Raw genomic sequence first — 19,632 nt, 5'->3', positions numbered from 1 at the left:
AGAGATGATGTGTACGGACCGTATTTTTCTGCGCAGTCCGGTACAACAAAAGTAAGAAAGGATGAACAAGATGAAGGTTTTACTTTTAAACGGCAGCCCGCGTAAAGAAGGCTGTACCTTCACAGCACTGAGTGAAGTTGCAAAAGCACTGAATAACAATGGAATTGATACCGAGATTTTCCAGGCAGGAAATCCAGATACAGATAACGTAAAGGCCGCGGCGGCGAAATTAAAAGAGGCGGACGCTCTTGTAGTAGGTTCCCCTGTATATTGGGCATCCCCATCCGGCCAGATCATTGAATTTATGGATAAGCTCTGCTCCATGGCTGGGAAAGACATGCTCCACAAGCCAGCCGCTGCAGTTGCATCTGCAAGAAGAGCCGGAACCACAGCTACTTTAGACGTACTTCTGAAATATTTCAGCTATCATGAGATGCCCATCGTATCTGCCAACTACTGGAATATGGTCCATGGCAATACTCCTGCAGAGGTTGCACAGGACGGTGAGGGACTGCAGATCATGCGTACCCTTGGAAACAACATGGCATGGCTTCTGAAATCTCTGGAGGCGGGAAAAGCCGCAGGCGTAGCCATTCCTCAGGCAGAGAATAAGATCAAGACAAACTTTATCCGCTAATAACAGCATGGCAGCGATTCCTTTCCCATTACATGGATTTTCACTGCTGCCAGACTCCTTTAAAGAATACATGCAGTGTACGGATTGCTTCTGCACTGCATGTATCAACTACAAAACTTCCAGAGAGGTATTTTATGCTGCAAATAATCGAAACCATCAACACAGCTGTAAATAATTTTATCTGGGGTGTTCCTGCAATGGTCTGTATTTTCGGAGTTGGTCTTTATCTTAGTATCCGCACCAATTTCCTTCAGATCCGCAAATTCCCCTATGCCATCAAGACAACCCTTGGACGTATTTTCCGCAAGCGTGATGCTTCCGACGGTGCTATCACTCCTTTCCAGGCAGTGTGTACGGCACTGGCCGCCACAGTGGGTACCGGCAATATCGCCGGTGTTGCAGGTGCCATCGCCATCGGCGGTCCCGGAGCCATTTTCTGGATGTGGGTTTCTGCTCTTTTTGGCATGTGCACCAAATTTGCCGAGGTCACCCTGGCGGTCCACTACCGTGAGATCAACGCAAACGGCGAGCTGGTAGGCGGTCCTATGTACTATATTAAAAACGGTCTTGGAAAGAAATGGAACTGGCTGGCTTATCTGTTCGCTGCATTTGGTGTCCTCACCGTATTTGGAACCGGTAATGCCACACAGGTCAACACCATCACCACTGCTGTCAATTCCGCACTGCTGAATTATAACGTGATCAGCGAAAGCTCCGTTTCCACTTCCAACCTGATCATTGGCATTATCATTGCCATTCTCATTGCCATGATCCTTCTTGGCGGAGTCAAACGTATCGGACAGGTTACAGAGAAGCTGGTTCCATTTATGGCACTGCTTTACATCCTTCTTGGACTTGGGGTGATCCTTCTGAACATCCAGCACGTACCATCTGTGTTTGCTTCTATTTTCCGCGGTGCATTCCAGCCAGCAGCGGTAACCGGAGGAATCATCGGAAGCATGTTCACCAGTATGAAAAAGGGTGTTTCCCGTGGTATTTTCTCCAATGAGGCCGGCCTTGGTACCGGATCCATTGCCCACGCATGTGCAGATACCAAGAAGCCTGTAAAACAGGGTATGTTCGGTATTTTCGAAGTATTTACAGACACCATCGTGATCTGTACCCTGACTGCACTTGTTATCCTTTGCAGCGGTGTTACGGTCAATTACGGCGAAGCTGCAGGTGCAGAACTGACCATCCTTGGATTTACTTCTACATACGGAAACTGGGTATCCATCTTTACTGCTGTTGCTATGTGCTGCTTTGCTTTTTCCACAGCTCTTGGATGGGGACTTTACGGAGCCCGCTGCATCGAGTTCCTGTTTTCCGAAAAAGTGATCAAGCCTTTTATGGTTGTATATTCCCTGGTTGCTATTGTTGGTGCAACTGCAAACCTGGGGCTGATGTGGAATATTGCAGACACCTTTAATGGCCTGATGGCGATTCCCAACCTGATCGCCCTGTTCTTGCTCTCCGGTACAGTTGTAAAACTGACGAAAGAGTATTTCGCAGGAGAAGGGAGAGGGAAATAAATGGTAAAGGACAGGCTCTTCGGAGCCTGTTTTTTATGTGATAGGAAATCACATTGGAATCTCCTGCTATACAAAAAGGACATCTCATGAATACATTTTCACTCATGGGATGTCCCTTTTTTCATTCATTCTCTAATAAAATTTTCCGAATAATTCATTTTCATCATAAAATGAAACTTCCGGCAGATCTTTTATTTTTCTGAAGATCAATCCTTGGACTCTTCCTCAGCAGCTGCATCTGCGGTTGTATCAGTAGCCTCAGCATCTTCGCTTTCCTCTTCCTCGCCGATCTCAACTGCATTCTTCTCTTCCTCAGTCTGCTCCTGTACATCCGTAACGCTTACCTTATGGTCATACCATTTTCCCTTTTTGCCAATGATGGCCAGGTCAAATTCCTCATCCAGTTTTTCCACTGGGACATTAAATCCATAAACTTCCTCTGTCATACCATCACTGTAAGTTACCTTATCAATGGTAGGCTGGATCAGCTTAGCACCGTCCTTCTGTGCATCCTCTGCGGTTCCAAGGAAAAGATTTTCAATATTCTTGGAAACAAGAGTGATATGAACGGTCATTTTGCCATCCTTTACAGTGAGGGTAGCTCTTCCGTTGCAAGCCTCATTTACATGGAACATACCGCTGTCTGTGTCAAACTCTACGCCGTATACGCCGTCCTCAAGCTCACTATCCGTAGCTGCTGCATCATCTGCTGGCTCCTCTGCTGTGGCTTCTGTACTCTCTGCAAATGCCGGGAATGCAGTTGCTGCTGTCATAGTGGAAATACTTACTGCTGTTAATAAAATGACTAATGAACGTTTCATAATAACTCTCCTTGCTTTTCTTTCTTATATTTTATTACTCAAACAGCTGCCCCACCGTGGAGCAGCTGCCTGTATGCTATAAAATTTATTCTTCTGATTACTCAGCGATAGAATCAATAGCTGCCTGAGTATGAGCTACATAAAGCTGCTCTACAGCATCAATTCTTCCAAGACCTTCGATCTGGCAATCGATCTCATCAAAATCTCCAGAAGCCTCGAACATGCTCTTCCAGGAATCGTCATCATCACCAGCCATATCGTTGTTTGCGTGGTCACCAGCAACAACCATAAGTGGACGAAGGATTACTTTCTTGAAGCCAGCATCTTTAACTTTGTCAATTACTACGTCACAAGCGGTATCCTCTGGCTCACCCTCTACAGTACCGATGAATGCGTTTGTGAATCCAAGGTTCTCCATCTGTGTCTGCATCTGGTCATATGTAACGTTTGCTGTATGGGAAGTACCATGTCCCATGAATACGAATGCTGTTCCATCTTCTGCAGCAGCTTCCATGGTGTCATATCCAGCCTCTTTTACAGCCTCATCTGTAATTGCCTGTGCAACAGCAGCTTTGTCGTCGTTGATAACAGTAGCGTCATCTCCAACCTCACCAAGCATTGGCTCAGCGATTGCTACAGACTCAAATTTATCTTTGTACGCATCAATAGCTTCTACCATCTCATCATACTCAGCACCATGCATAAGGTGTGTAGGCTGAACAACCAGATTCTTAACACCGTTCTCTACAGCACGTTCAAGAGCCTGCTGCATGTTGTCAATGTGCTCATCGTCCCTTGCCTGTACATGATTGATGATGATCTGAGCGGTAAATGCTCTTCTTACAGACCAATCCGGGAATGCTTCTGCAAGAGCATCCTCAATTCCTTTGATATCCTCAGCACGGCTGTCATTAAAGGATGTACCAAAGCTTACAACCAGAAGCTCATTGTCACCGATCTCATCCTGGTTACGTGGATCATCCTTGGAAGCATCACCTGTGTCACGTCCGAAATACTCTGGGCTTGCTTCTTCTCCCTCTACCAGCTCTTTCTGAGCATCTGTAAGGGCATCCCATGCTTCTTTTGCTTCTTTGCACTGTGCGTCTGTATCATCTGTTCTCTCCTGAACATAGATTGCGTCAATAAGTGCTGCTACTTTATCAGCAGCTTCCTGATCTGCATCCGCTGTGTCATCTGCTGCTTCTGCATCATCGGCTGCTTCTGCATCGTCTGCTGTCTCCTCTGTAGCTTCCTCTGTCTCTGCAAATGCAACAGATCCAGTTGCTACTGTCATGCTTGCTGCCATAGAAGCTGCAAGAAGGATTGCTAATAAAGAGTTTCTTTTCATTTCTTTTTCCTCTTTTTTTCTTGTATTTCCGGATAGAATCACGTATAAAGAATCCCGCGGCAATCGCCAAGGTCTCATGCAAGCATAGTCTCTGGCTCATACCGCGTAAAAAACAGCCGCATTTTCTGCGACTGTAACCATCCCCATATACACACGTTTCTTCCAAAAAACATTTAGAAAATATTCATGTATCGTTATGAGAATACAGGTTCTGTGTACCGCAGACCTAAGATTCCACGCCAAGGCAGTTCTCCTGACTTCGGTCAACGCCGCTTCCCCTTCCCGGTTTCCCAGTGGGCTCTGAAGCAGCTCCCTTACACAGTGACGGCATCGTTCCGGATTCTCACCGGATTCTCTTTTATGCACCATGTTCATGATGCAACCCTTGCGTTATAACCATTATACATATTCGACTCGGATGATTAGAAATTACCATATTTTCATGTATTTTTTATGAACAAAATATGTATTTTTTGTAAATCAGCCTGGATTTATACATTTTCTTTAAATCTTCTCAGCCATATTTTTCCGCTCCTCCACAGTCCACTCTTCTATACAGATTTCCAGCAGATTTTCTAACATGCAGGCATGACGAATTCGTGGCTGCCGTCCAGAACTTTCATAGAAAAAAATGGTCCACAGACTATGCCATGGACCATTTTAAAGCAATTCAGATATTATCGCATTTAAACATTTTTACTTATTTTACTTTGATCTTGATCGTTGCCTTCTTATTGGTTCCGTCAAGAGATCTGACTGTAATTGTTACAGTACCTTTCTTTTTCCCTTTCACAACACCCTTGGAAGATACCGTTGCTACCTTGGTATTGCTGGAGCTCCATACCACGCTCTTGTTTGCCTTACTGGATGCTGTAACGTTTGCTTTCAGCTTCAGGGTCTTTCCTTTTTTGACTGTTTTCTTTCCGGAAATGGTGATTTTCTTCACATAGCCCTTCATGCAGGTAAGCTTAATGGAACCGTATACCTTGCTGCCGTCTTTTGCAGTTGCGGTAATTACAACGCTCTTTCCACCAGCATTTTTCTTCATAGTTACAACGCCTTTTGCATTGACAGTTGCTACCTTGGTATTGCTGGATTTCCAGGTTACCGCGCTGTTGTCTGCATTAGAAGGAGCTGTTTTCACCTGAAGCTGTACTTTCTTGCCTGCTGCTACCTTTACGGAATTTTTCGCACTTACAGTTACCTTGGCAACAAGGATTGGAAGTGCCGGTGTGGTTTTCTGGGCTGTCAGGATCTCACCGCATACGGAGCATTTCTTTCCTTCTGTAAGTCCGGTATGTCCCTGTGTTGCTGCCACAGCCGGGATCACAACCTCTTTATGTCCGCTTGCCTTTACAAGCTTGCGGGCTTTCAGGATGATACCGCATACAGAGCATTTCTTACCTTCACTCCATCCATCCTTGGTACAGGTAGCTTTCACAGCCGGAAGAACTACTTCTTTATGTCCAAGTGCCGGACCTTCCACCTGAGCTTTCAGGATCTCACCGCATACAGAGCATTTAAGGCCCTCTGTAAGACTGGTTCTTGTACAGGTTGCAGTTCTTGCCGGAAGGGTTTCATAAGTATGAACTGTGATCTGGCACTCTGCTGTAAACTCTCCAACCTGTGCTGTGATCACTGCTTTTCCTTCTCCTACTGCTTTTACTGTACCATCTGTTACAGTCGCAACCTTTTCATCACTGGAAGTCCATGTGATCTTTTTACCTGTGCTGTAATCAGCAGCTGCAGTAGCTGTGATCGCTTTCTCAGAACCTACATTCAGCATTTCCTCAGTTGTATCAAGGGTAATACCTTTCGTCACTTTATCAGTAGTAAATGTAAGAGCTTTTGAAAGCCATCTTGTACCTGTACCACTATTTGCAACAAATTCTACCTTTGTATTTAATGCCGGAATTGGCATTGTAAAACGATAAGAAGTACTTCCATCAGCCTCTTCTACTGCAACACCCTGGATCAGTTTTGGATCTTCTGTGTCACTCTTCACTGCCTTTTTCGCTTCGGAAGCAGTTCCCAGATACAGCCTCTTGTAAACTGGCTGAGTTCCTGTAAAGCTTGCCTTCAGTACGCCATCTTCTGTGAAAATCACAACGTCCTTTGCCTCAAAACCGGCATTGCTCTCTCCTGGTTCTGCTGCTGCAGCATATTTTCCATCTTTCAGAACCAGTTTGCTGACTGCCTCCTCAATCTTAGCCGCTGCTTCATCTCTCTTTGCAAAATCTGTCTCATCAGGATTTGCTGCTGCAATAGCATCTTTCACAGCCTGTACAGACGCCTCATCATAAAGGGAATAATCTGCCGGAGCTTTCTTAAGTGCTGCAATCAGCGCATCCTTCTTAAAGTAAACAGAATAGGAAGCACCGTCATTTTCTTTTGTAACCTTTGTGGTATAAACAAAATATCCGGCTGGCTCTTTTGTTTTTCCATCAATTACATAGCAGCCATCTCTGACTACTTTCAGTGTATATTCTTTTGTTGCATCTATGCCTGTAAATGAAAAAGTAGTAGTATTCTGACTTGTTTCCTTCAGAACATTTCCTTCAGAATCAGTTAAAGTAACTTCTACACCAGTCAGCCTGGAAGGAGTTGCCCCGTTTTCATCAAGAAGATAGGTTTTTACTCCAATGGAGAAGCCTTTCTTTACCGTTACTGTACACTGCGCACTGAAATTTCCAGCTTTTGCAGTAATCACAGCTGTTCCTTCGCCCACAGCAGTTACCGTACCATTCTGATCTACTTTTGCAACATTTTCCTTGTCACTGGACCATACAGCCTTATCTGTGGAATCCTTTGGCTCTACAGTTGCTGTGAGGGTAAAGCTCTCTCCTGCATAAGCAGATTTCTCAGAAGCATCCAGTGTAATACCAGTTGCAGGTACCGGAACTGGATCAACCACAACCGTTTTTCCTGTTTTGCTTACTGTGAAAACTCGTTCATACCATTTTTCATTTTTTGCAGAATGGAATGCTAAAGTTGTTGCTTTATCAAGGTAATCTACAGCTGTACTTCCGCCCATGGCATTTGCTTTTACCACAACATCTGCTTTACGGCTGGTGATCGCAATTGTACTTTCTGCTGCAGCTGCCTCTGCTGCGGTTCCTACATACAGTTGGTCGAAGCTGTCACTTCCCATTGTCAGCTGTAAAATTTCCTGATAATTATTGGAAGTTGGACCACCAATGGTATGTAATGCTGCAGCAGCTACATTAAACATTTTCACATTATTGGTTACAGTCAGATCAATTGTATGATCAAAATCACCTGTTACCAGAGTCTTTGCGTCATAATCGATCACAGCCTGTCTCGGATAGAAAGCTCTCTCCAGTGTATTTAAGCCCTGCTCGTATTTGGTAAGATAGCTGTTTGAAATTGCTACCAGTGCAAGCTTTGTCTCACCTTCACTTACCGGAATGGTAAACTGCCATTTGCCATCTACCAAAGTTCCTGCACACCAGTTGGCTCTGTTGTCGCCGTTTGCAACTGCTTCCTCATATGTACCCTTATACAGATAGTGATAACCAGATCCACTTAAAGTTACAATAAGGCTGGTTCCGTTTTCATCTTTATGAAGAACGGCCTTTTGTGCTTTAAACATTGCAGTATTATTGGTAATTGCCAGCTCTGTCTCTGTAGGCTCTACTGCTTTTTTGACCAGGGCAGCAACTGCTGCTTCAATTTTAGAAGCCATTGCATCAACCTCAGCCTGTCTGGACTTTCCATAGTCGCGCTGAACTGCTGCAACTGCATCTGTGACTGCTTTTGCAGTTTCCTCAGTATAGATGGAAAGGTCTGACGGAACCTTCGCAAGCGCAGCATCTACAGCTGTGTAATCTGCTTTCTCCTCAGGTTTCGGAGTAAACTTGCTGGTATCCTGTGTAATCTTCAGAGTGTAATCAACATCATGAGCCTCAGTCATAGCCACGGTTGTTGCCGCAATCGCCATATCCTGGTTCAGTACTACCGGGATTTTAAACAAAGAACCATCCTCTGTTGAAAGTACTGGATATACTTCCCCATTCAATTTAATCTGTGTGTATTTTTTACTGGAAAACAGAATATTTCCATAAACAACACCATTTTCGATCACAATAGATGGGCAGGTAATGGTAACTTTTCCAGTTCCGCCTGAAAAAGAAAAGTCATCTGGCACATAGGTTCCGTCTGCAAATTCCGTCTTTTCTCCAAGACCGGTTTCTACTGCTTCTGTTCCAACAGCTTCACCAGCCGCTTCTTCTGTTACCTCACTTGCAAATCCGTCTTCTGAACTGAAAAAATCATCTACTGCAGCATCACTGGAAGCTTCAGGGGCTGCTTCACTTTCCACAGCTGCAAAATCATCAGCAGACTCCTGGGTATCAGTGCTTTCCCAATCGCTTTCAAAACCAGCAATCTCATCGGCGGATGCCCAGTCTTCTGCGCTTACGGAAAAAGCAGTGACCGGGGAGCCAACTGCCATCGTAGCGGTAAGAAACAGAGCCAAAATTTTTGTTCTTCTTTGTTTCATTTTCTTCCTCCTTCATAAAAAAAGCCCTCTTATACAAGAGGGTACAGGTAAACGTTAATGCATCTGGCAATTGCCATCTGTATTAAGGATCTAATGTATGCTGCAACGCCCCTGAGATACAGCCTACATTATAAGACACATTCAAAAAGACCCGACTTTACGGTGGCAAGGACGCCGCTGCGGAGATAAACCGCATTCCATTTAAATGTGCTTTTTTATCATTTCTTATGATACTATAAAAAATCCAAAGAATCAATTACTTTTCCCAAATATCCCCCAATTTATAAACATTAAAAAATTATAAAATCGGGGTTGACAAATACCCTCATGGGGTATATATTGTTTTCATCAAGTGATACCCCCAAGGGGTATATTGAGAAAGGAGACTGCCTATGACAGCTGAACATAAATCTGAAAACTGCTGCACTAAGCCAGCAGCTGATACGGAGAATATTTCCAGCCAGGAACCCACCAAGAAGGTCTGTTCCTGCTGCTGTACCAAGCACACCGACCGTTCCGAGGCAGAACGCAAGAAGCTTGTGAACCGCCTGAAACGTATTGAAGGCCAGATAAGGGGCATTATAGGAATGCTGGAGAATGACGCTTACTGCAACGACATCTTGATCCAGTCTGCCGCTGTAAATGCCGCTGTAAATGCCTTCAATAAGGAATTGCTCGCCAACCATATCCGTACTTGCGTTGCAAGAGATATCCGTGAGGGCAAGGACGAAACCATTGATGAGCTGGTTGCAACATTGCAGAAATTAATGAAATGAGATACCAGGATTGCAAAGTGAAATGTCGTTCGTGCTTGCACGAAAAGACATTTTAGCTTGTGCAGGACTGCGGGAGCACAAAAGTGCGGAGCAGTCCGTAGGTATCGGAGTACCATATTAGAAGGAGGAAATTTGTTATGGAACAATACAACGTCACCGGCATGAGCTGCGCGGCCTGCAGCGCCCGTGTGGAAAAAGCGGTAAACAAGGTCCCGGGTGTTACATCCTGCTCTGTGAGCCTGCTTACCAACTCCATGGGCGTAGAAGGAACCGCCCCAGCCTCTGCCATTATCTCAGCTGTAGAAGAAGCCGGATACGGCTGCAGCTTAAAAGGTGCTTCCGGCCAGAAGGAATCCGTTTCCGACGCTGAGAAAGCCCTGGAAGATCACGAAACCCCAATCCTGAAGAAACGTCTTATCGCATCCGTAGGCTTTCTTCTGGTGCTGATGTACTTCTCCATGGGACACATGATGTGGGGATGGCCGCTGCCAGCCTGGTTTGATGGCAACCACATCGCCATGGGACTTGTGCAGCTGCTTCTTGCAGGAATCGTCATGGTCATCAACCAGAAGTTTTTCATCAGCGGCTTCAAAAGCCTGTGGCACCGCTCCCCGAACATGGACACCCTGGTAGCCCTTGGCTCCATGGCCTCCTTTGTATGGAGTGTCTACGCCCTGTTCGCCATGACAAGAGCCCAGGTTGACGGAAATTCCGAGCTTGTCATGCACTACATGATGGAATTCTATTTCGAATCCGCAGCCATGATCCTGACCCTGATCACTGTTGGAAAAATGCTGGAAGCCCGTTCCAAGGGCAAAACCACTGACGCCTTAAAAGGTCTTATGAAGCTTGCTCCCAAGACTGCCGTTGTCATCCGGAACGGCCAGGAAACCACTGTTCCCATTGACCAGGTTGTAAAAGGCGATACCTTCGTTGTCCGCCCTGGTGAAAACATCCCGGTGGACGGCGTGATCATCGAAGGCTCCAGTGCAGTCAACGAATCCGCCCTTACCGGCGAGAGTATCCCCGTTGACAAAGCTGCCGGAGATCTTGTCTCCGCAGCCACAGTCAACCAGTCTGGTTTTATCAAATGTGAAGCTACCCGCGTTGGCGAAGACACCACCCTCTCCCAGATCATCAAAATGGTCAGTGATGCCGCAGCCACCAAAGCTCCTATTGCCAAGATTGCAGACCGTGTTTCCGGCGTTTTCGTACCAGCCGTTATTACCATTGCGGTCCTGACCACCATTATCTGGCTGCTCACAGGCCACGAATTCGGCTATGCCCTTGCAAGAGGAATTTCCGTTCTGGTCATCAGCTGCCCATGTGCCCTTGGTCTTGCCACCCCGGTTGCCATTATGGTAGGAAACGGAATGGGTGCCAAGAACGGTATCCTTTTCAAAACCGCAGTCTCCCTTGAGGAAGCTGGAAAGGTCCAGATCGTTGCCCTTGACAAAACCGGAACCATCACAAGCGGTCAGCCGGAGGTTACCGATATTCTTCCCGCCGATGGCATATCCGAGAACGATCTTCTCACCCTTGCCTACGCCCTTGAGAAAAAAAGCGAGCATCCTCTTGCAAAAGCCATCCTGGAAAAAGCGGCAACCCTTGGCCTTACTGCCCAGGAAGTCACAGATTTCCAGGCCCTTCCGGGAAACGGACTTTCTGCAAAGCTTGGCGCTTCCACATTGATCGGCGGCAGCATGAAATATATCAGCACACTGGTGTCTGTATCCCCTTCCCTTATGCACCAGGCCGAGAAGCTTGCCGAAGCAGGAAAAACTCCCCTTCTCTTTGCAAAGAATGGAAAGCTTCTTGGAATCATTGCAGTTGCTGACGTAATTAAGCCAGACAGTGCCCAGGCAGTCAAAGAGCTTCAGAATATGGGCATCCATGTAGTTATGCTTACCGGTGACAACGAGCGCACTGCCAGAGCTATCGGCGCACAGGCCGGAGTTGACCAGGTTATTGCAGGTGTCCTTCCGGATGGAAAAGAAAGTGTCATCCGCTTCCTGAAAGAAAAAGGCAAGGTAGCCATGGTGGGCGATGGAATCAACGATGCTCCGGCCCTTACCAGAGCAGATATCGGTATCGCCATCGGTGCCGGAACTGATGTAGCCATTGATGCCGCAGATGTAGTTCTTATGAAGAGCCAGCTCTCCGACGTGCCAGCTGCCATCCGTATGAGCCGCGCAACCCTTCGGAACATCCACGAAAATCTTTTCTGGGCATTCTTCTACAACGTAATCGGCATCCCGCTGGCTGCCGGTGTCTGGATCCCGATTTTCGGCTGGACCTTGAACCCAATGTTCGGTGCTGCTGCCATGAGCCTTTCCAGCTTCTGCGTTGTCACCAATGCACTGAGACTGAATCTGTTTAAAATCCATGATGCAAGCAAAGACAAGAAAATTAAGAATCCTGTTTCCATAGAATCAAATTCTGCAAATATTACCGGTTCCGTTAAAGCACCATCTGCCGATTCCTCTAAATCATCCAATGCAGATAAAACTTCAGGAGCAGAAAAAGCGATTAATAACAGCTGCACCCTTTCCAACGAGTGCGACGATATTAATAACAATAATAACAAAAAGGAGAGTCATACCATGGTAAAAGTAACAGTAAATGTAACAGGAATGATGTGCGGACATTGTGAAGCACATGTAAACAAAGCAATCCAGGAAGCATTTGGAGTACAGGATGTTGTATCCTCCCACGATGCCGGAACCACCATCTTCTCAGCACCAGAAAAAGTAGACGAAGACAAAGTCCGCCAGGTGATCAAAGATGCTGGTTATGAAGTAACTGGAATTACTCAGGAGTAATCAGGTTCTCATCTTCTAATTGACCAATGCGTAATAGTTGATTTCTAAATCTCATTGCAACGGTCTGATCCGTCAGTCGGCAGAGACAGTTTTGTGCTTCTGCCGACTGGCTTTTTTATATTTTATCTTTAATCAGACTTCCCACTTTTGCTTTTGTCAGGTTTTATGTTCTTTTTTTCATATCGCCCTTGTTCTTTCCTATGTTAATGTTAATTTTTCAAGAATCTTCATCCTTGCATTGAAATTCTGTAATTTATTCAGTATAATGGCATTAATGTGAGTCTCACAGTGAGACTCCTCTGAGAGCATAAGCAGCCGCTGATCCGACTGTGGGCAGCAGCTATCATCTCAACCATCTAAAGGAGGAATTATATTATGGCAACATGGAAAAATCTTGACACACTTGATTCTTTTGACGAGCTGAAAGAACTTAAGGATCACGTAGACATTGCAGCAGCTCTGTCTGGTGAAGAAGGTGGCAAGCGTGTAGCTGATTATAGTACACCAATGGCAGCAGGTCTTTCTTACAACTATGCAGCCAAAGAAGTAGACGAAACCGTTTTAGCCGCACTTGCGAAGCTGGCTGACGAGGCACAGCTGATCGACAAGTTCCAGGAATTATACAATGGTGCAGTGATCAACACCGGAGAGAACCGTATGGTCCTTCATCACCTTGCACGTAAACAGCTTGGTAACCCGGTTGTTGTAGACGGTGTAGACAAGCGTGAATTCTACGTTGCCCAGCAGAAGAAAGCAGCTGATTTTGCAAATAAGGTTCATGCTGGTGAGATCACCAACGAAGCTGGTGAGAAATTCACCACCGTTGTACAGATCGGTATCGGCGGAAGCGACCTTGGTCCTCGTGCCCTTTACATCGCACTGGAAAACTGGGCGAAGGCCAATAACACCTTCAAGATGGAAGCGAAATTCATCAGCAACGTTGACCCGGATGACGCAGCTGCAGTCCTTGCTTCTGTAGACCTTGCACACTCCTTATTCATCGTTGTATCCAAATCCGGTACAACCCTTGAGACTCTGACCAACGAAGCATTTGTAAAGGATGCCCTCACAAAAGCAGGCCTGAATCCTTCCAGACATATGCTTGCCGTTACAAGCGAGACATCTCCTCTTGCAAAGAGCGAGGATTACCTCACCGCCATCTTTATGGATGATTACATCGGCGGCCGTTACTCTTCCGTTTCCGGTGTAGGCGGCGCAATCCTTTCCCTGGCATTTGGACCGGAAGTATTTGCACAGCTTCTTGACGGCGCAGCAGCTGAGGATCAGCTTGCAACCAACCGCGACCTTATGAAGAACCCGGATATGCTGGACGCTCTCATCGGTATCTACGAGAGAAACGTACAGGGCTATCCTTCCACAGCTGTTCTTCCATATTCACAGGCATTAAGCCGCTTCCCGGCACACCTTCAGCAGTGTGATATGGAGTCCAATGGTAAAACAGTCAACCGTTTCGGTGAGCCAGTGAACTATGTGACAGGACCGGTTATCTTCGGTGAGCCAGGAACCAACGGACAGCATTCCTTCTACCAGTTATTACATCAGGGCTCTGACATCATCCCGCTTCAGTTCATCGGCTTCAAGAACAGCCAGCTTGGCGTAGACGTTGACATTGAGAACAGCACCAGCCAGCAGAAGCTCTGTGCTAACGTTGCAGCTCAGATCGTAGCATTTGCCTGCGGTAAAGAGGATGAGAACCTGAATAAGAACTTCAAAGGTAAACGTCCATCCAGCATCATCATCGGCGAGCAGCTTACCCCTGCTTCCCTTGGCGCATTACTTGCTCACTTTGAGAACAAGATCATGTTCCAGGGCTTCGTATGGAACCTGAACAGCTTCGACCAGGAAGGCGTTCAGCTTGGTAAAGTTCTTGCGAAACGTGTACTTGCACACAATACAGACGGTGCACTGAAGGTATTCAGTGATCTTCTGAACATCTAATTATAGAAGATTTACGGCAGTCCGGGAATTTCCGGGCTGCCGTTTTTATTTTCGCATGCAACGAGCCAAACCTTGATCGTTCCCACGATAACGAATAAAACTCGAAGAACCGCTTTTGTCTCGTCCTTACAACACAAAAACGGACCGCAGATTCCTGTATCCCTACATTCCTCTGCGATCCGCAATTCATAATTTCCTTTACATTCAGGCAACCTGTACGCCCCAGTTTTTCTTCACTTCCAGGCTTCTGCCAGATTTTCCTGTTACACAAATGCTTTTATTTCTCCAGTTTCCAGCTCCATTATCTGAGAAACAGATTTCAGCACCATCTGCAGTCTTCTTCACCTGGATCTTCATTACCAGATTCTGTACTTTTCCATACATGAGACTGGTTTTCACAAGCTCATCCAGGTCTTTTTCCAGCTGTGCTTTATCCATATACACGCTGATCTTTTCCTGTGACAGATCTGCCTCCAACCATTCCTGACCTGGTGTAAAATATTTCTGTCTTGCCTTTACAAATTCCTCTATAAAATTATTGAGTTCTACTTTCTCATTTCTCTGTAATATCTTTCTCATAAAAGAAGCCCCCTTGCTTCAAAAACATCCTTCATTTTTTCTTTTCTGAGAGATATTATAGCCATCTATGTTAAATTCTGTGTGTTGTTAATGTTAAACGTATTTTAAATTATTTAACATTTTGTAATGTGTCTTTTTACTTTTCTTCTGTCTGGTCTTATAGGTTCTGGTAACGGCCAGTGCGATCACCGCCACGTATAAAACAAATTGGAACCCAACTGTATTCCCGGAAAAGTCCATATATGGATTATAATAATCCAATATTTTCGTTGTAATGCAGATCAGGCTGCACACCACACTGATGTGAAGCAAAATTCCTCTCACCCGCTCCATTGTAATTCCTCCTTTGCTTTTTTGAGCCCTACTCTGTAATAAAAATCCCATCCGAGATCTCATGCTCCGGTTTATAGGGATGATTGGCTGTTGTCCCATTAAAAGTCATGAACGAACAATGCCCGCCGTCCAGGTTGTAAGCCTTCTTGCTCAGCACACAGGTCTCCGCTGCCGATTGCTGGCTTCTGTAGATCACGCTGTTTCGGATGATCGTACCATTGTCCTTGTGCCTGTCATTGCTGTAGGAATCTCCGTTCACCGCCAGCACAGATTTCATTCTGTCCGACATATCAGACAGCTTCTCTGTATACCCCACACCATAAGTGTCCTGGGCAAAAGCCGTTTTCAGCTGACTGATATCTCCCACATAGATGTCCGCCAGCACATAAGATGTCTTAGTCCCATATTTTAAGTGCTTTCCAAAGTTGGAATAATCCAGTTTTCCAGTGTCATAACTGTTATAAGAAAGCTGAATAGACAAATTTGGACTGGTGTAAGAGGTGTCCGTTGCCACTACGGTATCTGTAAATTTATCCGCAAATTTCTGATGCCAGTCCTCCGTGGAACGGACCTGGTCTGTAACCGGTAAATTGTCCGGTATGCAGACAAGAACATGTACATTGACAAAAACCAGGCGAAGATCCAGGAAGCACAGGATAAACAGAACCTTCACTACCAGCTTCTGGATTTTATTAAGTAACAGAATTTCCATTTTTCTGCCTGCCTTTACTGCGATGCACTGCTGGATCAGTATGATGTCCTTCGTGCCAGCTCCGGATTTTTCCTTGCGGAAGACGGAAGCTACTCAGGTGCCGTAGAGCAGATCGTCCACGAGCTTTCCACAGATGACACCCGTATGGCGCTGTGGGAAAAGCTTCAGGCAGACTACCTGGGAGGGCATCTTAATAAAGAGCAGACTTCCCTGGAGCTTCCGTTCCAGTATGAAAAGGATGGACGCACCCATTACGGACGTATCACCGCCCTCTTTTCCAATGACACACCGGACGGACGGCTTCACCATTTCATTCTTGGCTTCGAGAATTTCCACACCAAGGAGGATCCAATCGCCCCCAATGAAAAGGCGCAGCTGCTTCATTATTATGAACAGATGAAGCAGTCCATTCTGGAAAATGGCAGCTATGTAGATGCGCTGATGGAAAATGCCCAGGTGATCTATTCCGTTGACCTGACACACGATACACTGGAAAACGTTTTTTATCACACGGATCTAAAAGAGTTCGACAATCCGGTAGAGACTCCCTGTTCCTATGACCTTTACTGTCAGGAGCGCAGCGCTTTTGTCACAGAGGATACCCTGGAGACTTACCGGATCGTGGACTCTTCCCAGAAGCTTCTGGAACGTTTCCAGATGGGTTCCAAACAGATCACTGTGGAATATATGGAAATCAATGCTTCCGGTACTCCTACCTGGCTTCAGAAGACAGTACTTATGTCACAGGACACCCAGTACGACAGCCGCACCCATGTGGAAACACGGATCGTACATGGAATCATCCTCTATAAAAACACCTCCCGTTTCCATGAAAAAGAGCGGGAAGAGAACAAACGGTTACAGGTGGCTGTGGAAAAAGCGGATTCTGAGAATCGGGCAAAAACCGTTTTCCTGAACCGTATGAGTCATGATGTCCGCACTCCCATCAATGGAATTATGGGAATGCTGGAGATTATCAACAAGAACCGTAAAGATGAAGAACAGGTGGATGATTGCCTGAATAAGATCCATCTTTCTACCAGACATCTGCTGGCTCTGGTCAATGATGTACTGGATATGAACAAGCTGGAGGATTCTGACACGGTACTTCCAAGAGAATCCTTTGATCTGAAAGATCTGATGGATGAGGTGGCAGCCCTGATAGACGGACAATTGATAGAGAGCAATATCTGCCATCGCAGGCATCGGGAGAATGTGATTCACACCGACCTTATCGGCAGTCCGCTCCAGCTTCGCCAGATCATGCTGAATCTTCTCAGCAATGCCATTAAGTACAACAAACCAGATGGCTCCATTGACACTTATGCAAAAGAATTGTCTTATGATGGGGAGAATACGGTTTTTGAGTTCAAGATCGTAGATACCGGAATTGGAATGAGCGAAGATTTTGTTCAGAATCAGCTGTTCAAACCCTTTACCCAGGAAAAGGCGGATGCCCGCACCCAGTACAGAGGAACTGGGCTTGGAATGTCCATTGTAAAGTCATTGGTGGAGAAAATGGGCGGAGAGATTGAAGTACACAGTGTTCTGAATGAGGGAACTACCTATGTATTCCGGATTCAGTTTGAGGTGGATACCAGCAAGGCTTCCGACGTCCAGAGTTGTGATCACAGCCTTAGTTCCCCTGGTTCCAGTTCAGGCAGCTCTTCTAATTCTTTTGGAAGTGAACGGCCTCAAGATTTGACAGATGTACCAACTGCGGATTGCTCCACTGGATCAGATTCCGCTGCGCCTGGTGCTCCTGCCTCTCCACTTGCCGGAATGCACATTCTCCTGGCAGAAGATAATGATATTAACATGGAGATTGCAGCATTCTATCTGACAGACTGCGGGGCCACAGTGGATCAGGCATGAAACGGACAGGAAGCTGTAGAGAAATTCCAGAGTTCTGCTCCCGGCACCTACCAGATGATCCTGATGGACGTTATGATGCCTGTTCTGGACGGCCTTGCCGCCACCAGAACCATCCGGGCACTCTCCCATCCAGATGCCAAGAGCATCCCAATCCTTGCCATGACCGCCCAGACCTCTCCTGAGAGTGTTATGGAATGCAAAGACGCAGGGATGAATGCGCACATCGGCAAGCCTATTGAGGAGCAGCAGCTGATACGGATTTTGGAGAAATTCCATAAATAATATAAAAGAATCCCGGGTTTCTCTCATCTTCTTCAAATGAGAGGAAACCGGGATTTCATTAACTTCTACTCTTTGTTTCGTACAAAATAACCGTTACTCTATTCCGTACTCCTTAAGCAGTTTACTTCGGAAATCTTCGTCATCAAGAGAACGCTTTAAGTCTTCGATACGGTTGTCCTGCAAAAGATATTTCGTAAGTCGCTGCTCACATTCTTTGCCCTCGTTTCTTCCTTCAGCCCTTTCCTCTTCTTTTATATCCCTAAACGCTTTACAAACGTTCACTTTTTCTTCCTTTTCTTCTCTTTCTAACTTCACTCCTGTCATCTCCTCCATTACCCGGACAGCTTTCCGGTCCATAGTTTCAAATGCGGCATTTGCTTCCACCAGCTGTTTCATCTTTTTCTTGTCTATGGAAGCTTTAATGAACTGCATCACTTCACGGAAACTGGAGGCGAAGTGCTCCAGTTCTTCTTCACTCAGCTCTGCGGGCGCGATCAGATTGATCCGATAGTCTGGAACCAGCGTTAGAATCTCCTCATCCTGCACCACCAGCATCTCATGCAGCGATCTTGGCGCAGCCCAATTATCGGCTCCGAAATATACAACGACTGTTATAATCGGCAGCAGCCTGTCCTCCCTATAAAAACCGGAAAGAAACTCTGCGGAATCCGGTTTCTTCTCCTTGGGATCTTTCTCCTGCCGCGCTTTCCTATGAGATGCCTCTGCTTTCTGCACCTGTGCTGTATATCCCAGCGAATCATAAACCATGTTTTTCACTGGCATTGCAAAGTGCACTTTAGACTGGTTCTCTACTCCCAGGAGCAGATACACCGCATTTTCATCCTCCATGGCACAAAGCACCTTAAAAATATCCCGGTACTTCTGATAGGGCACCTCAGCCCCATCCGCTCCATGCGGAATTACCACGTTTGCCGTATCCAGTTCTTTCAACTTCTCAGGCTCAATAACCTTTTCTCCTTGGTAGATCATATGGTTGAACACATCCGCAAAAACTTCTGTGTCCTCCATGTACTCTTTTGTGATGATATCCTTTTTTCCCATGGACTTCACCACCTTTTAAGATTTGTTTTCAGAAGAGCTTATGTAGATTATATAGAATTGAAACTCTTATGATGTATCTATAATAACACGTCCTGTTCATTTTTGAAAGAAAAATATTTTCCAGAAGTATGAATTTTATTTAATAAGTTTTATAGAAATTTAAGAAATTTTATTACAACAGAGTACATATTTCAAAACAGGGGCAGTCCCAAAAGACTGCCCCAAAAGCTTGTTTCTTTACCTTATTTCACTACAATGTAAGTAACCGCCAAATAATAATGCGGTCAGATATAAAATTACCCCAGCCCTTTGCGAGTTGGAGTAATTCACTATAATTCACATGCGATTTTTGATAGATTGGAGTTTTTCACT

At 45.7% G+C, this 19,632-nt stretch carries 14 protein-coding genes, 1 pseudogene and 1 riboswitch; of the genes and pseudogenes, 7 read left to right on the top strand and 8 right to left on the bottom strand.

The window, feature by feature from the left end:
* Positions 1 to 70: 70 nt before the first annotated feature.
* Together ACTQ50_RS10685 and ACTQ50_RS10680 are read left to right on the top strand one after the other, a co-directional pair.
* Positions 71 to 637, top strand: coding sequence for a flavodoxin family protein (locus tag ACTQ50_RS10685; RefSeq protein WP_441484193.1), 567 nt, complete (start codon positions 71 to 73; stop codon positions 635 to 637).
* A 134-nt stretch (positions 638 to 771) separates the two neighbouring features.
* The gene (locus ACTQ50_RS10680; protein WP_441484192.1) at positions 772 to 2,169 is read left to right on the top strand and encodes an alanine/glycine:cation symporter family protein; all 1,398 of its coding nucleotides are present in this window, start codon (positions 772 to 774) and stop codon (positions 2,167 to 2,169) included.
* Positions 2,170 to 2,375: 206 nt separating this feature from the next.
* Here ACTQ50_RS10680 and ACTQ50_RS10675 read toward each other — a convergent pair whose 3' ends face one another.
* The 3 genes from ACTQ50_RS10675 to ACTQ50_RS10665 all read right to left on the bottom strand — a co-directional run bounded on the left by ACTQ50_RS10675 (position 2,376) and on the right by ACTQ50_RS10665 (position 8,860).
* The gene (locus tag ACTQ50_RS10675) at positions 2,376 to 2,990 is read right to left on the bottom strand and encodes a hypothetical protein (protein ID WP_441484191.1); all 615 of its coding nucleotides are present in this window, start codon (positions 2,988 to 2,990) and stop codon (positions 2,376 to 2,378) included.
* Positions 2,991 to 3,087: 97 nt separating this feature from the next.
* Positions 3,088 to 4,338 (bottom strand): sirohydrochlorin cobaltochelatase, encoded by a 1,251-nt coding sequence (locus tag ACTQ50_RS10670; protein WP_441484190.1) that lies wholly within the window; start codon positions 4,336 to 4,338, stop codon positions 3,088 to 3,090.
* Between the two features lie 226 nt (positions 4,339 to 4,564).
* Positions 4,565 to 4,740: riboswitch (cobalamin riboswitch) on the bottom strand.
* 298 nt (positions 4,741 to 5,038) lie between these two features.
* Entirely contained in the window at positions 5,039 to 8,860 is a 3,822-nt protein-coding gene (locus ACTQ50_RS10665) for an Ig-like domain-containing protein (protein ID WP_441484189.1), read from the bottom strand.
* A gap of 392 nt (positions 8,861 to 9,252) precedes the next feature.
* Here ACTQ50_RS10665 and ACTQ50_RS10660 point away from each other — a divergent pair, with 392 nt between their 5' ends.
* The 3 genes from ACTQ50_RS10660 to ACTQ50_RS10650 all read left to right on the top strand — a co-directional run bounded on the left by ACTQ50_RS10660 (position 9,253) and on the right by ACTQ50_RS10650 (position 14,417).
* Positions 9,253 to 9,636, top strand: a complete 384-nt coding sequence (locus ACTQ50_RS10660; protein WP_295307829.1) for a metal-sensing transcriptional repressor — start codon at positions 9,253 to 9,255, stop codon at positions 9,634 to 9,636.
* A 137-nt stretch (positions 9,637 to 9,773) separates the two neighbouring features.
* The gene (locus tag ACTQ50_RS10655; RefSeq protein WP_441484188.1) at positions 9,774 to 12,458 is read left to right on the top strand and encodes a heavy metal translocating P-type ATPase; all 2,685 of its coding nucleotides are present in this window, start codon (positions 9,774 to 9,776) and stop codon (positions 12,456 to 12,458) included.
* Between the two features lie 375 nt (positions 12,459 to 12,833).
* Positions 12,834 to 14,417 carry a glucose-6-phosphate isomerase gene (locus ACTQ50_RS10650; RefSeq protein ID WP_441484187.1) on the top strand — a complete coding sequence of 528 codons (1,584 nt, stop codon included), beginning with the start codon at positions 12,834 to 12,836 and terminating at the stop codon, positions 14,415 to 14,417.
* A gap of 11 nt (positions 14,418 to 14,428) precedes the next feature.
* Here ACTQ50_RS10650 and ACTQ50_RS10645 read toward each other — a convergent pair whose 3' ends face one another.
* From ACTQ50_RS10645 to ACTQ50_RS10630, 4 genes are all read right to left on the bottom strand, one after another.
* Entirely contained in the window at positions 14,429 to 14,629 is a 201-nt protein-coding gene (locus ACTQ50_RS10645; RefSeq protein ID WP_441484186.1) for a hypothetical protein, read from the bottom strand.
* Positions 14,622 to 14,996 (bottom strand): hypothetical protein, encoded by a 375-nt coding sequence (locus tag ACTQ50_RS10640; RefSeq protein WP_441484185.1) that lies wholly within the window; start codon positions 14,994 to 14,996, stop codon positions 14,622 to 14,624. The genes ACTQ50_RS10645 and ACTQ50_RS10640 overlap by 8 nt, the downstream gene beginning before the upstream one ends.
* A 93-nt stretch (positions 14,997 to 15,089) precedes the next feature.
* A complete protein-coding gene (locus ACTQ50_RS10635) occupies positions 15,090 to 15,329 on the bottom strand; it encodes a hypothetical protein (RefSeq protein WP_441484184.1) in 240 nt (79 codons plus the stop codon).
* Positions 15,330 to 15,357: 28 nt separating this feature from the next.
* Positions 15,358 to 16,041: a hypothetical protein gene (locus tag ACTQ50_RS10630; RefSeq protein ID WP_441484183.1), complete on the bottom strand. Its 684-nt coding sequence runs from the start codon at positions 16,039 to 16,041 to the stop codon at positions 15,358 to 15,360.
* 144 nt (positions 16,042 to 16,185) lie between these two features.
* Here ACTQ50_RS10630 and ACTQ50_RS10625 point away from each other — a divergent pair, with 144 nt between their 5' ends.
* Together ACTQ50_RS10625 and ACTQ50_RS10620 are read left to right on the top strand one after the other, a co-directional pair.
* Positions 16,186 to 17,916, top strand: coding sequence for an ATP-binding protein (locus ACTQ50_RS10625; RefSeq protein WP_441484182.1), 1,731 nt, complete (start codon positions 16,186 to 16,188; stop codon positions 17,914 to 17,916).
* Between the two features lie 12 nt (positions 17,917 to 17,928).
* Positions 17,929 to 18,198, top strand: a pseudogene (locus ACTQ50_RS10620) (response regulator); the annotation flags it as partial.
* A gap of 93 nt (positions 18,199 to 18,291) precedes the next feature.
* On the opposite strand, the gene ACTQ50_RS10615 reads toward ACTQ50_RS10620, so the two are convergent.
* A complete protein-coding gene (locus ACTQ50_RS10615; RefSeq protein WP_441484181.1) occupies positions 18,292 to 19,260 on the bottom strand; it encodes an Rpn family recombination-promoting nuclease/putative transposase in 969 nt (322 codons plus the stop codon).
* Between the last annotated feature and the right edge of the window lie 372 nt (positions 19,261 to 19,632).

Source organism: Blautia sp. Sow4_E7 (assembly GCF_052116245.1).
In the GTDB taxonomy this organism is placed as follows: domain Bacteria; phylum Bacillota; class Clostridia; order Lachnospirales; family Lachnospiraceae; genus Blautia_A.
This window is presented reverse-complemented; position numbering and strand designations above follow the sequence as displayed.

Excerpts from the sequence above, each read along its gene's own strand:
- ACTQ50_RS10685 (WP_441484193.1), top strand. The coding sequence starts at position 71 with ATGAAGGTTTTACTTTTAAACGGCAGCCCGCGTAAAGAAGGCTGTACC.
- ACTQ50_RS10680 (WP_441484192.1), top strand. The coding sequence starts at position 772 with ATGCTGCAAATAATCGAAACCATCAACACAGCTGTAAATAATTTTATC.
- ACTQ50_RS10675 (WP_441484191.1), bottom strand. The coding sequence starts at position 2,990 with ATGAAACGTTCATTAGTCATTTTATTAACAGCAGTAAGTATTTCCACT.
- ACTQ50_RS10670 (WP_441484190.1), bottom strand. The coding sequence starts at position 4,338 with ATGAAAAGAAACTCTTTATTAGCAATCCTTCTTGCAGCTTCTATGGCA.
- ACTQ50_RS10665 (WP_441484189.1), bottom strand. The coding sequence starts at position 8,860 with ATGAAACAAAGAAGAACAAAAATTTTGGCTCTGTTTCTTACCGCTACG.
- ACTQ50_RS10660 (WP_295307829.1), top strand. The coding sequence starts at position 9,253 with ATGACAGCTGAACATAAATCTGAAAACTGCTGCACTAAGCCAGCAGCT.
- ACTQ50_RS10655 (WP_441484188.1), top strand. The coding sequence starts at position 9,774 with ATGGAACAATACAACGTCACCGGCATGAGCTGCGCGGCCTGCAGCGCC.
- ACTQ50_RS10650 (WP_441484187.1), top strand. The coding sequence starts at position 12,834 with ATGGCAACATGGAAAAATCTTGACACACTTGATTCTTTTGACGAGCTG.
- ACTQ50_RS10640 (WP_441484185.1), bottom strand. The coding sequence starts at position 14,996 with ATGAGAAAGATATTACAGAGAAATGAGAAAGTAGAACTCAATAATTTT.
- ACTQ50_RS10635 (WP_441484184.1), bottom strand. The coding sequence starts at position 15,329 with ATGGAGCGGGTGAGAGGAATTTTGCTTCACATCAGTGTGGTGTGCAGC.
- ACTQ50_RS10630 (WP_441484183.1), bottom strand. The coding sequence starts at position 16,041 with ATGGAAATTCTGTTACTTAATAAAATCCAGAAGCTGGTAGTGAAGGTT.
- ACTQ50_RS10625 (WP_441484182.1), top strand. The coding sequence starts at position 16,186 with ATGGCGCTGTGGGAAAAGCTTCAGGCAGACTACCTGGGAGGGCATCTT.
- ACTQ50_RS10615 (WP_441484181.1), bottom strand. The coding sequence starts at position 19,260 with ATGGGAAAAAAGGATATCATCACAAAAGAGTACATGGAGGACACAGAA.